Source organism: Dyella sp. Tek66A03 (assembly GCF_052567735.1).
Genome location: NZ_CP199584.1, coordinates 4,413,423 through 4,430,271 on the forward strand (window position 1 = coordinate 4,413,423; position 16,849 = coordinate 4,430,271).

At 64.3% G+C, this 16,849-nt stretch carries 10 protein-coding genes; 5 read left to right on the forward strand and 5 right to left on the reverse strand.

The window, feature by feature from the left end; all coding sequences use genetic code 11:
* Positions 1-55: 55 nt before the first annotated feature.
* The 4 genes from ACT01B_RS19675 to ACT01B_RS19690 all read right to left on the reverse strand — a co-directional run bounded on the left by ACT01B_RS19675 (position 56) and on the right by ACT01B_RS19690 (position 11,098).
* Positions 56-2,293: an NADP-dependent isocitrate dehydrogenase gene (locus ACT01B_RS19675; protein ID WP_445144894.1), complete on the reverse strand. Its 2,238-nt coding sequence runs from the start codon at positions 2,291-2,293 to the stop codon at positions 56-58.
* Between the two features lie 494 nt (positions 2,294-2,787).
* Positions 2,788-5,916 (reverse strand): efflux RND transporter permease subunit, encoded by a 3,129-nt coding sequence (locus ACT01B_RS19680; protein ID WP_445144895.1) that lies wholly within the window; start codon positions 5,914-5,916, stop codon positions 2,788-2,790.
* Between the two features lie 534 nt (positions 5,917-6,450).
* Complete coding sequence (locus ACT01B_RS19685) at positions 6,451-9,687, reverse strand: efflux RND transporter permease subunit (protein ID WP_445144896.1); 3,237 nt, start codon at positions 9,685-9,687, stop codon at positions 6,451-6,453.
* 154 nt (positions 9,688-9,841) lie between these two features.
* The gene (locus ACT01B_RS19690) at positions 9,842-11,098 is read right to left on the reverse strand and encodes an efflux RND transporter periplasmic adaptor subunit (protein ID WP_445144897.1); all 1,257 of its coding nucleotides are present in this window, start codon (positions 11,096-11,098) and stop codon (positions 9,842-9,844) included.
* Between the two features lie 333 nt (positions 11,099-11,431).
* On the opposite strand from ACT01B_RS19690, the gene ACT01B_RS19695 reads away from it, so the two are divergent.
* Positions 11,432-11,953, forward strand: a complete 522-nt coding sequence (locus ACT01B_RS19695) for a c-type cytochrome (protein WP_445147534.1) — start codon at positions 11,432-11,434, stop codon at positions 11,951-11,953.
* A gap of 205 nt (positions 11,954-12,158) precedes the next feature.
* Here the strand turns inward: ACT01B_RS19695 and ACT01B_RS19700 are convergent, their stop codons facing one another.
* Positions 12,159-12,776, reverse strand: coding sequence for an acyl carrier protein phosphodiesterase (locus ACT01B_RS19700; protein ID WP_445144898.1), 618 nt, complete (start codon positions 12,774-12,776; stop codon positions 12,159-12,161).
* Positions 12,777-12,833: 57 nt separating this feature from the next.
* Here ACT01B_RS19700 and ACT01B_RS19705 point away from each other — a divergent pair, with 57 nt between their 5' ends.
* From ACT01B_RS19705 to ACT01B_RS19720, 4 genes are all read left to right on the forward strand, one after another.
* Complete coding sequence (locus ACT01B_RS19705) at positions 12,834-13,523, forward strand: alpha/beta hydrolase (RefSeq protein WP_445147535.1); 690 nt, start codon at positions 12,834-12,836, stop codon at positions 13,521-13,523.
* 74 nt (positions 13,524-13,597) lie between these two features.
* Positions 13,598-14,713 (forward strand): cell division protein ZapE, encoded by a 1,116-nt coding sequence (zapE, locus tag ACT01B_RS19710; protein ID WP_445144899.1) that lies wholly within the window; start codon positions 13,598-13,600, stop codon positions 14,711-14,713.
* 66 nt (positions 14,714-14,779) lie between these two features.
* The gene (locus ACT01B_RS19715) at positions 14,780-15,157 is read left to right on the forward strand and encodes a peptidase C13 (protein WP_445144900.1); all 378 of its coding nucleotides are present in this window, start codon (positions 14,780-14,782) and stop codon (positions 15,155-15,157) included.
* Positions 15,158-15,317: 160 nt separating this feature from the next.
* A complete protein-coding gene (locus tag ACT01B_RS19720; protein WP_445144901.1) occupies positions 15,318-16,619 on the forward strand; it encodes an amidohydrolase in 1,302 nt (433 codons plus the stop codon).
* The last annotated feature ends 230 nt before the right edge of the window (positions 16,620-16,849 follow it).

Below are 16,849 nucleotides of genomic sequence, written 5' to 3' on the forward strand. Positions count from 1 at the left end.
CAATCAAAGAGGGCCGCTTGCGCGGCCCTCTTTTTGGTCTATGAAGATCCGACGATCAGCCCGCCGCAACGAGCGCCGCGAGTGCATCGTTGAACGTAGCACTCGGACGCATGGCCTTGCTCACCAGCTCCAGGTTCGGGTGGAAGTAGCCATGGATGTCCACGGACTTGCCCTGGGCCCCGTTCAACTCGCCGATGATCTTCGCTTCGTTGTCGGCCAGAGCCTTGGCCAGCGGTGCGAACTTCGCCTTGAGCTTGGCGTCGTCGTTCTGCGCAGCAAGCGCCTGTGCCCAGTACAAGGCCAGGTAGAAGTGGCTGCCGCGGTTGTCCAGCTCACCGACCTTGCGCGCCGGCGACTTGTTGTTGTCGAGGATCTTGCCGTTCGCCTCATCCAGCGTCTTGGCCAGCACGCTGGCATCCTTGCTGTGGTACCGGTTGCCAAGATGCTCGAGCGAGGCCGCCAGTGCCAGGAACTCGCCCAGCGAATCCCAACGCAGATAGTCCTCTTCCAGGAACTGCTGCACATGCTTGGGCGCCGAACCACCCGCGCCGGTTTCGAACAGGCCGCCGCCGGCCATCAGCGGCACGATGGAGAGCATTTTGGCGCTGGTACCCAGCTCCATGATCGGGAACAGGTCGGTGAGGTAGTCGCGCAGCACGTTGCCGGTCACCGAGATGGTGTCCTCGCCTTTGCGGATGCGCTCCAGCGAGAAGCGCGTGGCATCGACCGGCGACATGATGCGGATATCCAGACCGCTGAGGTCGTGGTCCTTCAGGTACTGCTCGACTTTCTTGATGATCTGGGTGTCGTGCGCACGCTGCGGATCGAGCCAGAACACGGCCGGCGTGTTGCTCAGGCGTGCGCGGTCCACCGCCAGCTTGACCCAATCCTGGATCGGCGCATCCTTGGTCTGGCACAAGCGCCAGATGTCACCGGTCTCGACCGCCTGCTCAAGTAGCACGTTGCCGGCCTCGTCGATGACCTTGACCACGCCGTCGCCGGCGATCTTGAAGGTCTTGTCGTGCGAACCGTATTCCTCGGCGGCCTGCGCCATCAGGCCCACATTCGGCACGCTGCCCATGGTGGACGGATTGAACGCGCCATGCGCCTTGCAGTCCTCGATCACCACCTGATACACGCCTGCATAGCTGCGGTCTGGAATGATCGCCTTGGTGTCCTGCAGCTTGCCTTCGGTGTTCCACATCTTGCCGGAGTCGCGAATCATCGCCGGCATCGACGCGTCGACGATGACGTCGCTGGGCACGTGCAGGTTGGTGATGCCCTTGTCGGAATTGACCATGGCCAGCGCCGGACGCTTGGCGTACTCGGCAGCGATATCGGCCAGGATCGCATCCTGCTGGTTCTTCGGCAGCGCACCGATGCGTGCGTACAAGTCGCCGATGCCGTTGTTCGGATCGAAGCCGATGCTCTTGAGCGCATCCGCATGCTTGCCCAGCACGTCCTTGTAGAACTCGGTCACCACGACGCCGAACATGATGGGATCGGACACCTTCATCATGGTGGCCTTCAGATGTAGCGAGAACAGCACGCCCTGCTTCTTCGCGTCGGCGATCTGCGCGTCGATAAAACTGGCCAGCGCCTTCTTGCTCATCACGGCGGCGTCGATGATCTCGCCGTCCTTCAGCGCGGTCTTTTCCTTCAAGACGGTGTGGCTGCCGTCCTTGCCGAACCATTCGATCGACACGTTGCCGCCCTTGGCGACCACGGTCGACTTCTCGCTGCCATAGAAGTCGCCACCATCCATGTGCGCCACGTGGGTCTTCGAATCCGCGCTCCAGGCGCCCATCTTGTGCGGGTGCTTGCGCGCGAAGTTCTTCACCGAAAGCGGTGCGCGGCGGTCGGAGTTGCCTTCGCGCAGCACTGGGTTCACCGCGCTGCCCTTGACCTTGTCGTAGCGCGCCTTGACGTTCCAGTCGCTGACGTCCTTGGGATCTTCCGGATAGTCCGGCAGCGCATAGCCCTGGCCCTGCAGTTCCTTGATCGCGGCCTTCAGCTGCGGCATCGAGGCGCTGATATTGGGCAGCTTGATGATGTTCGCTTCCGGCGTGGTCGCCAGCTGGCCCAGTTCGGCCAGGTCATTGGCGATCTTCTGGTCGTCCTTCAACACATCCGGGAACAGCGCAATGATGCGGCCGGCCAGCGAGATGTCGCGGGTTTCGACCTGGATGCCGGCGGTGCCGGTAAAGGCTTTGACAATCGGCAGGAGCGACGCCGTAGCGAGGTACGGAGCTTCGTCCGTGAGCGTGTAGATGATCTTCGGCGTGTTCGACATTTCTGCAATGACCTCGCGGGTTACGGCCTTACCAATAGGGGGGCGTGCGGACGCTCGATTCGTCCGGAGGCAACCGACATGGGGGCGGAAGCGGGGGACGAAAGCCCCTTATTGTCACGATTTCCGTCGGAGGGCGAAAGCACGCGGGCCTGGACAATGCGCAAGGGTATGGAGATTCAGGCGTTTTCTGTAGGAGCGCACCCCGTGCGCGATCACGGCATCACCGCTCCGTTGGCTTTTCACTCGGGCCATCCTTGGCCCTCGCCCCGTGGGCAGCTTGCGCTGTGCAAACCGGCAGTCCTGCCGGTTTGTCACTCGGGCCATCCTTGGCCCTCGCCCCGTGGGCAGCTTGCGCTGTGCAAACCGGCAGTCCTGCCGGTTTGTCACTCGGGCCGTCCTTGGCCCTCGCCCCGTCGGCAGCTTGCGCTGTGCAAACCGGCAGTCCTGCCGGTTTGTCGCGCACAGGGTGCGCTCCAACAACAACAACGAGCGGGTCAGACGTTCTCGCTAGCCGCCGGCAGACGCTGGGGCTGGCGATGCCGCAGGCGCCACGCGTGCACACGGTCGGCGAGGCAGGTGAAGATGACATACAGCGCCGGTGTGCTGAGCAGGGTCAGGCTCTGCGAGATGATCAGACCACCGATCAGCGCGATACCCAGGGGGCGGCGCAAATCCGAGCCTTCGCCCAGGCCCACCGCGATCGGTACCGCGGCAAGGATCGCCACCATGGTCGTCATCATGATCGGGCGGAAGCGCACCATGCAGGCCTCGTAGGCGGCGTCCATCGCGCTCAGCCCGCGCTCGCGGCGCGATACCAGGGCGAAGTCGATCATCATGATGGCGTTTTTCTTCACGATGCCGATCAGCAACACCAGGGCAATCTGCGCGATCACCGACAGTTCGGTGTTGGTGAACCACAGGGCGAGCAGCGCACCGACACCGGCGGCCGGCAAGGTCGAGAGAATGGTGACCGGATGGATCAGGCTCTCGTAAAGCATGCCGAGCACGATGTAGACGGTGACCACGGCACCGAGCAGCAGCCACAGCATGCCGCTCTGCGATTGCTGGAAACGACGGAAATCGCCGCCGATGTTGATGCGGATATCGCCCGGCAGGCGCATCTGGGAGCCGGTCTTCTGGATGATCTGCAAGGCTTCGCCCATGCTCACGCCGGGCGCGAGATTGAAGCTCATGCTCATCGTCGTGTACTGGTTTTCGTGCGTGATCTGGGTGGGCGCCAGGCCCGGTACCTGCCGCGCGAACGCGGTAAGCGGCACCATCGCGCCACTGGTGCTGGATACGTAAAGCGCGTCGATGGCGGCCGGTGTCGCCGTCTGGTTCGGCAGCGCGTTGACCACCACTTTGTACTGGTTGAGGTCGGAGTAGATCGTGCTGATCTGGCGCTGGCCGAACGCGTTGTAGAGCGCGCCGTCGATGGTGCCGATGCCGACGCCCAGCCGCGCCGCCTTGTCGCGGTCGATCACGATGTTCTGCTGCAGGCCGGCGTCGTCGACGTCACTACCGACGTCCTTGAGCTTGGGATTCTTCTTCAGCTCGGCCACCAGCTTGGGCAGCCACAGCTGCAGTTCGCCGGGATCGTCGCCCTGCAGCGATACCTGGTACTGCGCACCCTGGCTGGTACCGCCACCACCGAAGCTGGGCAGATCCTGGATCGGGCGCAGGCGCACGTTGAGATCCGGATAACGCGCGGCCTTGGCACCGAGTCGCGCCAGCACGGCGAACGTATCGTCCTTGCGGCCCTGGGCATGCGTCCTGAGTTCGATATCGAACGTGCCGGAAGCGCCCTGGCGACTGGTGCCCAGGCGGGAGCCGACGCGGGCGACGTCATGGTCCTTCAGCAGCATGTCGATCAGTCGTTGCTGGCGTGCCACGGCATCCTGGAACGACACCGTGGCGCCCGAGGTGGCGCGACCGCGAATCAGTCCGGTGTCCTGCGGCGGGAACAAGCCAGTCTTGACCACGCCGAACAGGAGGATCGTCGCCACGATCAGCGCCAGCGGCGTCAAGGCAAACGCCAGCGTGTGCTTCAACGAGAACTTCAACGCCCGCGAATACACGCCGAGCATGCCTTGCTGGAACTTCTCCAGGGCGATGCCGACACGCGAGGTTGGCTTGTCGTCGTCATGGCCGCTAAGAAACTGGCCGCACAGCGAGGTGGTGAGCGTGAGCGAGACCAGCGCCGAGACGATGATCGCCGCCACCAAGGTGATGGTGAATTCCTTGAAGAACAGACCCGTGATGCCGCCCATGAACAGCAGCGGGATGAACACCGCCACCAGCGATGCGGTAATCGACACGATGGTGAAGCCGATTTCCCTGGCGCCTGCCAGCGCCGCGTCCATACGCGTCATGCCCTGGTCGATGTGACGCACGATGTTCTCGATCACCACGATCGCATCGTCCACCACGAAGCCGATCGCAATCACCAACGCCAGCAGGGTGAGGTTGTTGAGCGTATAGCCAAGCACGTACATCACCATCGCCGCGCCGGCCAGCGACAGCGGGACCGCCGCCGTGGCGATCAGGGTCGGTGCGAGCCGGCGCAGGAACACGGCCATGGTCAGCATCACCATCAGCAGGCTGATCAGCAGCGTGGCCTGCACTTCATGCAGCGAGGCGCGGATGGTCGGCGTGCCGTCGAAGTACGGCGTCAGCGTGGTGCCTGGCTGGAGATAACTGCGCAGCACCGGCACGGCCGCCTTCACCCGATCCACCGTACCGATGATGTTCGCGGTCGACTGCCGGTAGACGTACATCAGGATGGCCGGTTTACCCTGGAACCAGGCCGCCTGATAGGCATCCTGCAAACCGTCGTATACCTTGGCCACGTCCGACAGGCGCACCGGCACGCCGTTGTGCGAAGCGATCACCAGGTTGGCGAAGTCTTCCGCCTTGTGCAGCGAATCATTTGCGGTCACCGCCATGGTGGTCTTGCCGTCCGACAGGAAACCCTGCGGCGAGGTCACGTTGGCGGCGGTGAGCGCATTGCGCAGCTGATCGGGCGACAGACCCAGCGCATTGAGCTGGCGTAGGTTCACGTCGACGCGGATCGCCGGCGTGGCGGCGCCGACGATGTCCACTTCGGACACGCCTTCGAGCTGACGCAGGCGCTGTGCCAGCAGCGAGTCGGCCACGTCGTAGAGATCGCGCGCCGACTGCGTATCGGAGGTCAGGGCGAACGCAATGATCGGGTCGTCGTTCGGGTTGGCCTTCTGGTAACTCGGTGGCGCATTCAGACCGCTGGGCAGGTCGGACTGGGCGGCATTGATGGCCGCCTGCACATCGCGCGCGGCAGCATCCAGGTTGCGCCCGGTGTTGAACATCATGAACACCTGGGTACTGCCCAACGAACTGGACGAACGCATGGTGTCGATGCCGGCCACCTGGCCGAGATGCCGCTCCAGTGGCGCCGCCACGGTGGTCGCCATGGTGCCGGCGCTGGCACCGGCCTGACTCGCCTGCACGAAGATCACCGGGAACTGCATGTTCGGCAGTGCCGCCACACCGAGCAGCAAGTAGCAGATCAGACCTACCACAAACAAACCTATCGCCAGCAGCGAGGTGCCGATCGGGCGGCGAATGAAGGGGCCGGAGATGTTCATGCAGTCAACGTAACGCCAAATGCGCCCACCTGCCCTGCTGCCGCCGCAGCGGTATGGCGGGTGTGCGTCAGGAAACGACCGGCGCAATCAGGGGAAGCGCCGGAATGAACGGGCCGCCGGCCCATGATGGGATCAACGCACGAGTCCGCCATTGGTTGATTCGTGACCATGCCCAACACGCCGAAAGGGGGAGCGGTTAGAGCCTGTTCAAAGTCTCCGCGTGGCCCGCGCCGGGAGCTGTTTGCGCGCAGGCCTAGGAAGAAGGAGGGAGTGTACGTCCGTACACGACCGAGTGATGACGCCGGCGTGCGGGCAAACAGACCCGGCCCGTAGGGTTGAGCCCGTGTGCCCGCCAGGAACCGGCGCGCGGCTCGACCTGACAGCCAGTCAGGCGCTTCGCCACGCACCGCTCCCTGGCGGGCACACGGGCTCAACGCGGGCCACGCGGAGACTTTGAACAGGCTCTTAGAGACCGCTCCCCCTCGTTGGTTAGCTTTATTGCATCGCCGGCCAAGCGGCGACCGTACGCCACAATCACATCGCTCCTCGTACCTGTGCACGCTCCAGCTCTCGACGTTCGCGCCGCTCGCGCAGCCAGTCGGAGAAACGCTCCATGTACAGGTAGATCACCGGCGTCGTGTACAGCGTCACCAGCTGCGAGAGCAGCAGGCCGCCGACGATCGAAACGCCCAGCGGCCGGCGCAATTCGGCACCGATGCCGTTGCCCAATGCCAGCGGCAACGCACCCAACATGGCCGCGGCCGTGGTCATCATGATCGGGCGGAAGCGCAGCAGACAGGCGCGGCGAATCGCTTCGTGCGGCTTCATGCCTTCGCGCTGTGCCTCGATCGCGAAGTCGATCATCATGATCGCGTTTTTCTTCACGATGCCGATCAGCAAGACGATGCCCACGATGCCGTCCACCGACAGGCTCATGCCGCACAGGATCAGCGCCAGCAACGCACCCACACCGGCAGGCGGCAGGGTGGAGATGATCGTCAACGGGTGGATATAGCTCTCATAGAGCACGCCCAGCACGATGTAGATCACCACGATCGATGCCACCAGCAGCAGCACTTCGTTGGTCAGCGAGGTAGAGAACTCCGCCGCCTTGCCGACGAACTCGCCACGCACCTGCGGTGGGAAGTTGAGCTTCTGCTCTACCTCATGGATTGCCTTCACTGCCTCGGACAGCGAATAGCCCGGCGCCAGGTTGAACGACACAGTTACCGCCGGTAGCTGCTGCTGATGGCTCACCACCAGCGGCGCACTGGTGACTTCGGCCGTCGCCAGCGAAGCGAGCGGAATGGTGCCGCCCGCGCCGATGACCACGCCGGTGTTCGCCACGCCAAGGCCGGTACTGGTGGATGAATTACTCGATGCCACCTGGCCGAAGCTGGTGGCATTGCTGCCGGTCAGCGCACCGCTGCCGTTGCTCTTCACGGTGAGCTGGTTGAGCAGCGCCGTGCTGGAGCGGAACTGCGGCGCCACTTCCAGCACCACGCGGTACTGGTTGAGCTGGGTGAAGATGGTGGAGATCTGTCGCTGGCCGAAGGAGTCGTACAGCGTGTCGTCGATGGTCTGTACCGGCACGCCTAGTCGGCTCGCCTTTTCGCGATCAATGGTGAGCTTCAGCGACGTGCCCTGGTCGGCAAGGTTGTTGTCGACGTCGGACAGTTCCGGCCGCTCGCGCAGTGCCTGGGTCATCTGGTTGGCATAACCCGACAACTCGGTCGCATTCACATCGGACATCGAGTACTGGTACTCGGTGGCCGACACGCGGCTGTCCAAGGTCACGTCCTGCACCGGCTTGAGATACAAGGCCACGCCTGGAATATCGCCGGCCTCCCTCTGCAGGCGCGCGAGCACGGTGTCGAGACCATCGCGATCACCACGGTCCTTCAACACGATGCTGAGCTGACCCTGGTTGAGGGTCGGGTTGATCGAACCCGCACCGACAAAGGCCGCCACGCCGGTGACGGCGGGATCGCGACGCAGCGCATCGGCTACCGCCTTGGTGCGTTGCTCCATCTGCGGGAAGGCGACGTTCTGGTCAGCCTGCACCACGCCCGTCACCAGGCCGGTGTCCTGCTCGGGGAGCAGGCCCTTGGGAATCACGACATAGAGGAAGATCGTCACCACCACGGTGACCGCCGCCACCATGATGGTCAGGCGCTGGTGATCGAGCACCCAGTCCAGCGAACTCTCGTACAGGCCCACGATGCGCGACCAGGTGGTGCGCTTGCCGGCGGCCGCGTGGCGCTCGTGCGCGTCATCGCCTTCAGGCAGCGCATCGGGCTTCAGCAGATAGGCGCACATCATCGGCGTCAGGGTCAGCGACACCAGCATCGAGATGGTCACCGCAATCGTCAGCACCCAGGCGAACTCGTGGAACAGGCGCCCGGTGACGCCGGGCATCAGCAGCAGCGGCAGGAACACCGCCACCAGCGACACGGTCAGCGACAGCACGGTGAAGCCGATTTCCTTCGCGCCGATCTCGGCCGCTTCCTTGCCGTCCTTGCCCTGTTCGATGTAGCGCACGATGTTCTCGATCATCACGATCGCATCGTCCACCACGAAGCCGGTGGCGACGGTCAGCGCCATCAGCGAGAGGTTGTCCAGCGACATGCCGGTGAAGGCCATGACGCCAAACGTACCCATCAGCGACAACGGCACCGCGATCGACGGGATCACCGTCGCCCACAACCGGCGCAGGAACACGAAGATCACCGCCACCACCAGGAAGATGGTGAGGATCAGGGTGAACTGCACGTCCTCGACCGAGGCGCGGATGGTGATGGTGCGGTCGGCGAACACCTCTAGATGCACGTCGGCCGGCAGCACGCTGCGCAGCTGCGGCATGATCGAGCGGATCTGCTCCACCGTCTGCACGATGTTGGCACCGGGCTGGCGGCGGATGTCGAGCAGCACGGCGGGCTTGCCGTTGGCCCAGGCGGCCAGCTGGTCGTTCTCCACGCCATCGATGACATTGGCGACGTCGGACAGGCGCACCGGCGCGTTGTTCTTGTACGCGATGATGGTGCTCTTGTACTCGGCGGCAGTTGCCAGCTGGTCATTGGTGCCGATGCTGTACGACTGCGTGGCACCGTTGAGCGTGCCCTTCGGCGCGTTGACGTTGGCCTCGGTAAGCGCGCTGCGCACGTCTTCCATGGTCAGGCCGAGATTGGCCAGCTGCGCCGGATTCACCTGCACGCGCACGGCGGGGCGCACGTTGCCGGCGATCGACACCAGGCCCACGCCCTGCACCTGCGACAGCTTCTGCGCCAGGATCGAGTCGGCGTAGTTGTTCACGTCGCGCAGCGGCAGGCTGTCGGAGGTGAGCTTCAAGGTCATGATCGGCGCGTCGGCCGGATTCACGCGGTTGTACACCGGCGGATACGGCAGCGTACTGGGCAAGGTGCCGCGGGCCTGGTTGATGGCCGCCTGCACGTCCTGCGCCGCGATGTCGATGTCGCGGTCCATCGCAAACTGCAACACGATGGTGGACAGACCCGCCGACGAGTCGGAGGTCATCATGGTCAGGCCGGAGATCTGGCCGAAGTTGCGTTCCAGCGGCGTGGTGACCAGCGAGGCCATGGTGGAGGCACTGGCACCCGGGTACTGCGTGGTGACCACCAGGCTCGGCGCCGAAATTTCCGGCAATGCGGAAACCGGCAGCTGGCGGTAGCCCAGGATGCCGAGCAACAGCACCGCCACCATCAGCAGCGAGGTCGCGATCGGTCGGCGAATGAAGAGTGTGGAGAAGCCCATAGGTTTGCCGTTGATATCTCGCTGTCAGCCAGCTCGCGCCGACGGGTGATGGGGGACGGGTCGTGGGGGCACAAAGAGCGGCCGCCGCGAAACGTCGGCCGGCTCTTTCCGGGTGCAGGAGCATGCGCCCCCGTCACCCATCCCACGCTCCACGTCAGCCGCCGCGGCGACCGCCGCCGCTCTGCTGGGCCTTCTTCTTGGCCTGGTCCACTTCGGCAGCAGTCGGCGACGTCGGCACTTCGCCCGGCTTGAGCGACTTCACCTTGCTGCCCGGCTTCAGGCGGAACTGGCCTTCGGTCACCACCGGATCGTTCAAGGCCAGGCCCGAACCGATCATCACGTGGCTGTCGCCGACTTCGCCCGCCACCTTCACCGGCTGCATCTTCACCGTCTGGTCCTGCTGCACGAGATAGACGTAGTCGCCATCCGGTCCGCGCTGCACGGCCTGCCCCGGGATCACCAGGCCACCGCTCACGGTATGCACCTTCAGTCGCACGTTCACGAACTGGCCCGGCCACAGGGCGCTGTCGGTATTGGCAAACACCGAGCGCAGCTTGAACGTGCCGGTGGTGGTGTCGATCTGGTTGTCGACCACGTTCAACCGGCCGTCGTCGGCAATCGTGTGCGCGTCGGCACGGTCCAGCGCCAGCACCTCCAGTGCACTGCCAACGACGGCGGCCTTGCGCACCATCTCAAGGTTCTGCTCGGGCAGGTTGAACATCACGTAGATCGGATGGATCTGGGTCAGCGTGACCAGGGCCGTCGTGGTGGTGACCACGTTGCCCGGATCGACATTGCGGATGCCAGCCACGCCATCGATCGGCGAGATGATGCGGGTGTAGTCCAGATTGACCTTGGCCGCGCGCACGGACGCCTTGTCCGCCGTCACGGAGGCGATCAAGTTGGTCACGTTGTTGCGGAAGGTGTCCATGTCGAGCTGGGCGACATAGCCCTTGGCGACCAGGGAGTCATTACGCTTGAGGGTGCTCTGCGCCGTGGCGAGCAGGGCTTCGTCCTGCTGCTGCTTGGCCGAAGCCTGGTCGTAGGTGGCCTGGAACGAACGCGGATCGATCTGCGCCAGCAGCTCGCCCTTCTTCACTTCCTGGCCTTCCTTGAAGTTGATGCTCAGCAGCTCGCCGCTCACCTGAGGGTTCAACGTCACGGTGTTGAGCGCCTGCACGGTGCCCAGCGCGGTGAGATAGACCGGCACATCCTGCTTGACCACGTGCTCAACGGTCACCGGTACCGGTGCCGCATCCTTGTCCTTGTCCTGGCCCGATTTCTTGTCCTGCCCACCGCTTTGCCCCTGCGCACCGTCCTCGGTCGCAGGCTTATGCAGCAAGCGGAAGCCCACGGCTCCCACCACGATCACAGCCACAACGATCAGCGCGATCTTCCAAAAACGCGACATGAAAAACTCCCAGATATAGACGGCGGACCACCCGACCCCACCAGCGCGCACTGCGCGCCTGATTTGTACGTCGAATGAAAGGATAGGGTTTGTTCAACGGCATTGGACAATGCCAGTTGACATGGGTGCCCTATGACCGATGGCAGGGTTTTACCAGCTAATCATGTCAGGTTGCCGAAAATTGCGCCAAAACAGCCGCTTCAGTGCGCGCGGCGCGGCGACCTGAAAACTGCCGCAAGCTTCGACTATAATCCGGCGCTTGTTGCCTGAACCCATGCCCAATCTTGGTTGCATGGCCGTCCATTGATATGGAGTACTTGCGTGAGCGGTTCCCTGACCAAATCCGACCAGAGCTTCATGCGCAGCTTTTCGCTGCTGATTGCGGGCCTTAGTGTGCTGACCCTGATGCTGATCGGTGGTGCCTGGTTGATCTATGACCGCGAGGCCAAGGAAGTTAATCCCGACACGCAGAAGCAGGTCGCCGAGCGCATCGCCCCGGCCGGCGCCGTCTATGCTGGCGACACGGGCCGCGCCGCCATGCAGGCCGCTCAGGAAGCCGCCGCCAAGGCTGCCGCCTCGCAGGTCGCCTACGGTGGTTCCACCGACGGCAAGACGATTTACGACAACCTGTGCCACAGCTGCCATACCGCCGGCGTCGCCGGTGCACCGAAGCTGGGCGACAAGTCGAACTGGGGTCCGCGCATCGCCCAGGGCCTCGACGCCCTGGTCAAGCATGCCATCGAGGGCTACAAGGGCCCGGACGGCAACATGATGCCGGCCAAGGGCGGCAACCCGTCGCTGACCGACGAACAGGTGAAGAACGCGGTGCATTGGATTGTGGATCAGGCCAAGTAAGGCCAGCTCCAATCAGGTCAAAGCAAAACGCCGCCCAGAGGGCGGCGTTTTTCGTTTGCCCCTTCTCCCCCACGGGGCACGCGGGGAGGGGCCATGGATGGCCCCGGATTTGAGGAGCGAGGAGAAGGTTGGGATGAGGGGCGGGTGCTCGCGGGAAACTCTCATAGAGCTCGCTTCGATTGACCCTTACCGCAAGATTGGCCCCTCACCCCAGCCCTCTCCCCGAAGGGGAGAGGGAGGAGTTCGCTTCGATCCAATCGCGCGCAAACCCCTGCAGCTGCGGGAAAAACGTTACGAAATGCCCGTGCAGCGGCACGGCCAGCCCGTTGAGCACCGGCATCGCCTCACCCACTGGGTTCGCCCGGCTCAGCCGATGCGAAATGCCGTCCAGCGCAGCCGCCATTTCCTCGGGCCGGGCGTACCCGGCTGGCAACGCGTGCGCCTCCATGTACAGGCGAAAGCGCTGCAGGCCCGCCGGCAACCACACCTCATGGCGGCGCAGCAGGTCGCGCACACCCGCGGAGTACGGCTCCAGCCCCCGCGCACTCCATCGATCGAAATCTCGCGCCAGCAGGTGGTCGAACCACATGTCGAGCAGGATGCCGGCGTAGCGTCGGTACGGGGGCGGAAGCAGCGCGCGCGCCGCGGCGACTTCGGGGTGACTATCGGTGTAGACGTCGATGGCGCGGTGCAGGCGGATACCCGCGATCAGCCGCTCGGGCAGGGCCGGATCCGGCTGTCCGTGCACGAAATCGCCCATCAGGCCGCCCAGCTGCAGCAGCTCGTCATCGCCCGCCAGCAGCGTATGCGCCAGGTGATTCACGGCCGCCGCCTTGCTTCGCACGACCGGCGGCCGCACGTGGCGGTTATCATCATGGCCATGAATCTCGTCATGCTCCCTACCCAGCCCGACCATTTTCCCGAACAGGCTGCCAGCTTCGCGCTGAGCGGGCCCGCCGGCAAGCTCGAAAGCATCAGTGACGTGGCCCTGCCTGAAGAGGCGCGACGCGGTACGGTGGTCATCTGCCATCCCCATCCGCTGCAAGGCGGCACCATGCACAACAAGGTGGTGACGATGGTGGAGCGTGCGCTGCGCGAGTCAGGGCTGGACACCATACGTTTCAATTTTCGTGGCACGGGCGAGTCCGAAGGCAGCTATGACAACGGCGACGGCGAAGGCGACGACCTGGCTGCCGTCGTGGCCTGGGTGCGTCGCATGCGTCCGGACGAGGCGGTCTGGCTCGCCGGCTTTTCGTTCGGCAGCTATGTGTCGATCCGCAACGCCGTGCGCCTGCACGCCGATGCCTTGATCAGCATTGCGCCCCCCGCGGGCCGTTGGCCGTTCGAAGGATTCACCCTGCCCACCTGCCCCTGGCTGGTCGTACAGGGCGAGGAAGACGAAGTGGTCGATCCGCAGGCGGTGTTCGACTGGATCGATGGCATGGAGCATCCGCCCGAGCTGGTGCGCATGCCGGAAACCAGCCACTTTTTTCATCGTCGCCTGATGGATCTGCGTGGCGCCGTGAAGCATGCGATCCAGTCCTGGCTGCCGCCGCTGCGCCAGGACTGATGACGTACCGATTCCTTTCCACCCTATTAGCCGCTGCGCCTGATCGCGCAGCGCCCTAAGAGTTTGCCGTACCCATGACTGATACTCCCCTGCTCGCGCCCAGCGCCCGTTATCAGGAAGGCGTCGCCGCCCATCGCTGGGAGGCCGACCCGGCCCAGCAGGCGCTGCTGCCCGAGTTCGACCGCATGCACGCGGCGCTGATCGCTGCCACAGCCGACAACGGCAGCCTGTTTGGACGCCTGAAATCGCTGCTCGGCAACGAAACCCGCGAAGGCGTGGCCGGCCTGTATTTGTGGGGCAGCGTTGGGCGTGGCAAGACGTTCCTGATGGACCTGTTCGTCGCCAGCCTGCCGCATGGGCTGGCCTTGCGTCGCCACTACCACCGTTTCATGGGCGAGGTGCACGAACAACTGCGCGGCCTGGGCGAACGCCAGGATCCGTTGCTCGAGGTCGCCGCGAACATCGCCGGGCGCTGTCGGGTGCTTTGCCTGGACGAGTTCCTGGTCAACGACATCGGCGACGCGATGATACTGGGCATCTTGCTGCAGTCATTGTTCGAGCGCGGCGTCTCCCTGGTGACCACGTCCAACACGGCGCCGGCCAATCTCTACAAGGAAGGCCTGCAACGCGCGCGCTTCCTGCCGGCCATCGCCCTGATCGAGAAGCACTGCCACATCGTGCAGATGATTTCCTCGCACGACTGGCGCCTGCGCGCACTGTCGCAAGCGCCGGTGTATCACACGCCGCCCAGCCAGGAGGCGGAACGCGCGCTCACCCGTATCTTCGCCAGCCAGGCCGAGGGTGATGTACAGGAGGGCGGCGAGATCACGCTCAACGATCGCGCCATTCCCGTGCGCAAGCGCGCCAGGAACATCCTGTGGTTCGAATTCGCCGCCCTGTGCGAAGGTCCGCGCGCCGTCGCCGACTACATCGAGCTGGCCAAAGCGGGCCCGGAAATCATCATTTCCAACGTGCCGCAGTTCACCGTGTATACGGAAGACGCCGCTCGCCGCTTCGTATCGCTGGTGGACGAATTCTACGATCGGCGCGTGAAGCTGATTCTTTCCGCGGCGGCGCCGATCACCGAACTGTATGACGGTGAACGGTTGCGCGCGGAATTCGGTCGCACGGAGTCGCGCTTGATCGAGATGCAGAGCGAGGAATACCTCGCCAGCGAACACCTGCCCTGACGGGACAAGTGTTCGGGCGCGGAAGCCACCTGCTAACGTGTACACAGCCCAGTCGCCGGAGCCGCCATGTCTGTCCTGCTTGCCCTTGCCCTGCAACTGAGTCCCGCTGCCGGCGCCGACTTCCATGCGCGCATCACCCAAGCCAAGCTGGCCGAGGGTGCGGCCACCGGGGCGGCTTATCAGAAGCAGGTATGGGATCGCATCGGCCATCCGACCACGGACGCCTACAAGTCCTGCATCGACAGCAACAAGCCGACGGACAAGGGACCCTTCACCCTGGTGGCCGATGTCATGCCGGATGGCCGACTGGTCCAGATCGATGTACAGCCGCAAACAGCGGTGGCCAAATGCATGGCCGGCCAGTTCGCCAACTGGATGCTACCCGAGCCACCGGCACAGCCTAAGCCCTATCCGATCGAGATCGATTTCAGCATCGCGAAGTAGTTCGCCTCGCTCGTGGTGTCACGATGCCCAGCCCCAACGCCTCGGCCATCGCTCCGCGCACCGAATTCTCCGGTTCGCCGTATGGGAGTGCGCAGCAGCTCGCGTCCGTGCCCATGCGCCAAACGCGCTAGGATCGCCCGACCCTCCGAGGAGAAACCCCATGCGCCATACCGTGCTTGCCCTGGCCCTTTTCGCCGCCACCACCGTCGGTGGAACCGCTAATGCCACCGACACAGCGCAACTGGTGCAGAGCGAACTGCCACAGGTCACCGCATGGCGGCGCGATATCCACCAGCACCCGGAATTGAGCAACCGCGAGACGCGCACCGCCGCCCTGGTCGCCGCGCAACTCAAGAAGCTTGGGCTGGAAGTGCACACCGGCATCGCACATACCGGCGTGGTCGGCATCCTCAAGGGTGGCAAGCCCGGACCGAAGCTGGCCATTCGCGCCGACATGGATGCGTTGCCGGTGACCGAGGACGTGGATCTGCCATTCGCCTCCACGGCCAAGGGCGAGTATCGCGGCAAGCAGACCGGCGTGATGCACGCCTGCGGCCATGACGCGCACACCGCCATGCTGCTCGGCCTGGCGACCACGCTGGCTGGCATGAAGAAGGACCTGCCCGGTGAAGTGATGTTCGTCTTCCAGCCCGCCGAGGAAGGTGCACCGGCCGGCGAGGAAGGCGGCGCGTCCCTGATGTTGAAAGAGGGTGTCTTCCGCGACTTCAAGCCCGATGCCATGTTCGGCATGCACGTGGTCAGCGCGCTCAACACCGGTACGGTCGCCGTGCGCCCCGGCCCGACCATGGCCGGCTCGGACTGGTTCAAGCTGGTCGTGCACGGTCGCCAGACGCACGGCGCCATGCCCTGGAATGGCGTGGACCCAATCGTCACGTCGGCGGAAATCATCACTGCCGCCCAGACCATCGTGAGTCGCAAACTCAATATCGGCGACCTGCCTGCCGTGCTCAGCTTCGGCATCGTCGAAGGCGGTTCGCGCAACAACATCGTGCCCGACAAGGTGGAGCTGCAAGGCACGCTTCGTACCTTCGATCCGGTCATGCGGCAACAGGCCATCGACAACCTCAAGAGCATCGCCGATCACATTGCCCAGGCGAACGGCGCCACCGTCGACGCCGACATCCCGGTGGGCGACAGCAACCCTGTACTGGTCAATGACCCGGCGCTGGCCGGACGCGTGCGCGCCAGCATCGGCAAGGCCATCGGCGGCGACCACGCGATCGAAGCCAAGCCGTGGATGGCCTCGGAGGACTTCGCCTATTTCGCGAAGGAAGTGCCCAGCGTCTACTTCTTCGTCGGTTCCACCCCGGTAGGGCAGGATGCCGCGAAGGCGCCGGCCAACCATTCACCGAAATTCTTCATGGACGAAGGCGCCCTCAAGATCGGCATGGAGTCCATGCTGCAAGCGACGCTGGATTACCTCAACGGATCGGCGACCTGAGGTCGCCCGGCGACGTACCGGAGAGTTCGACGCAAACATCCCGCAAAGAAAAGGCCCCCTTTCGGGGGCCCAATGAGCCGATTCAGGGGGTTGAGGAGCGGCTCGGAGCGTCTGGGCTCAGCAGAGGAACCAACCAGACGTAGGCAGGATGCCGCAGCCGGATGATCTTTGATGTAGGCATTGGCTTACTCAAGAGTCAGTCCAATGCCCGTCTTCTGTCAGATCGTGGC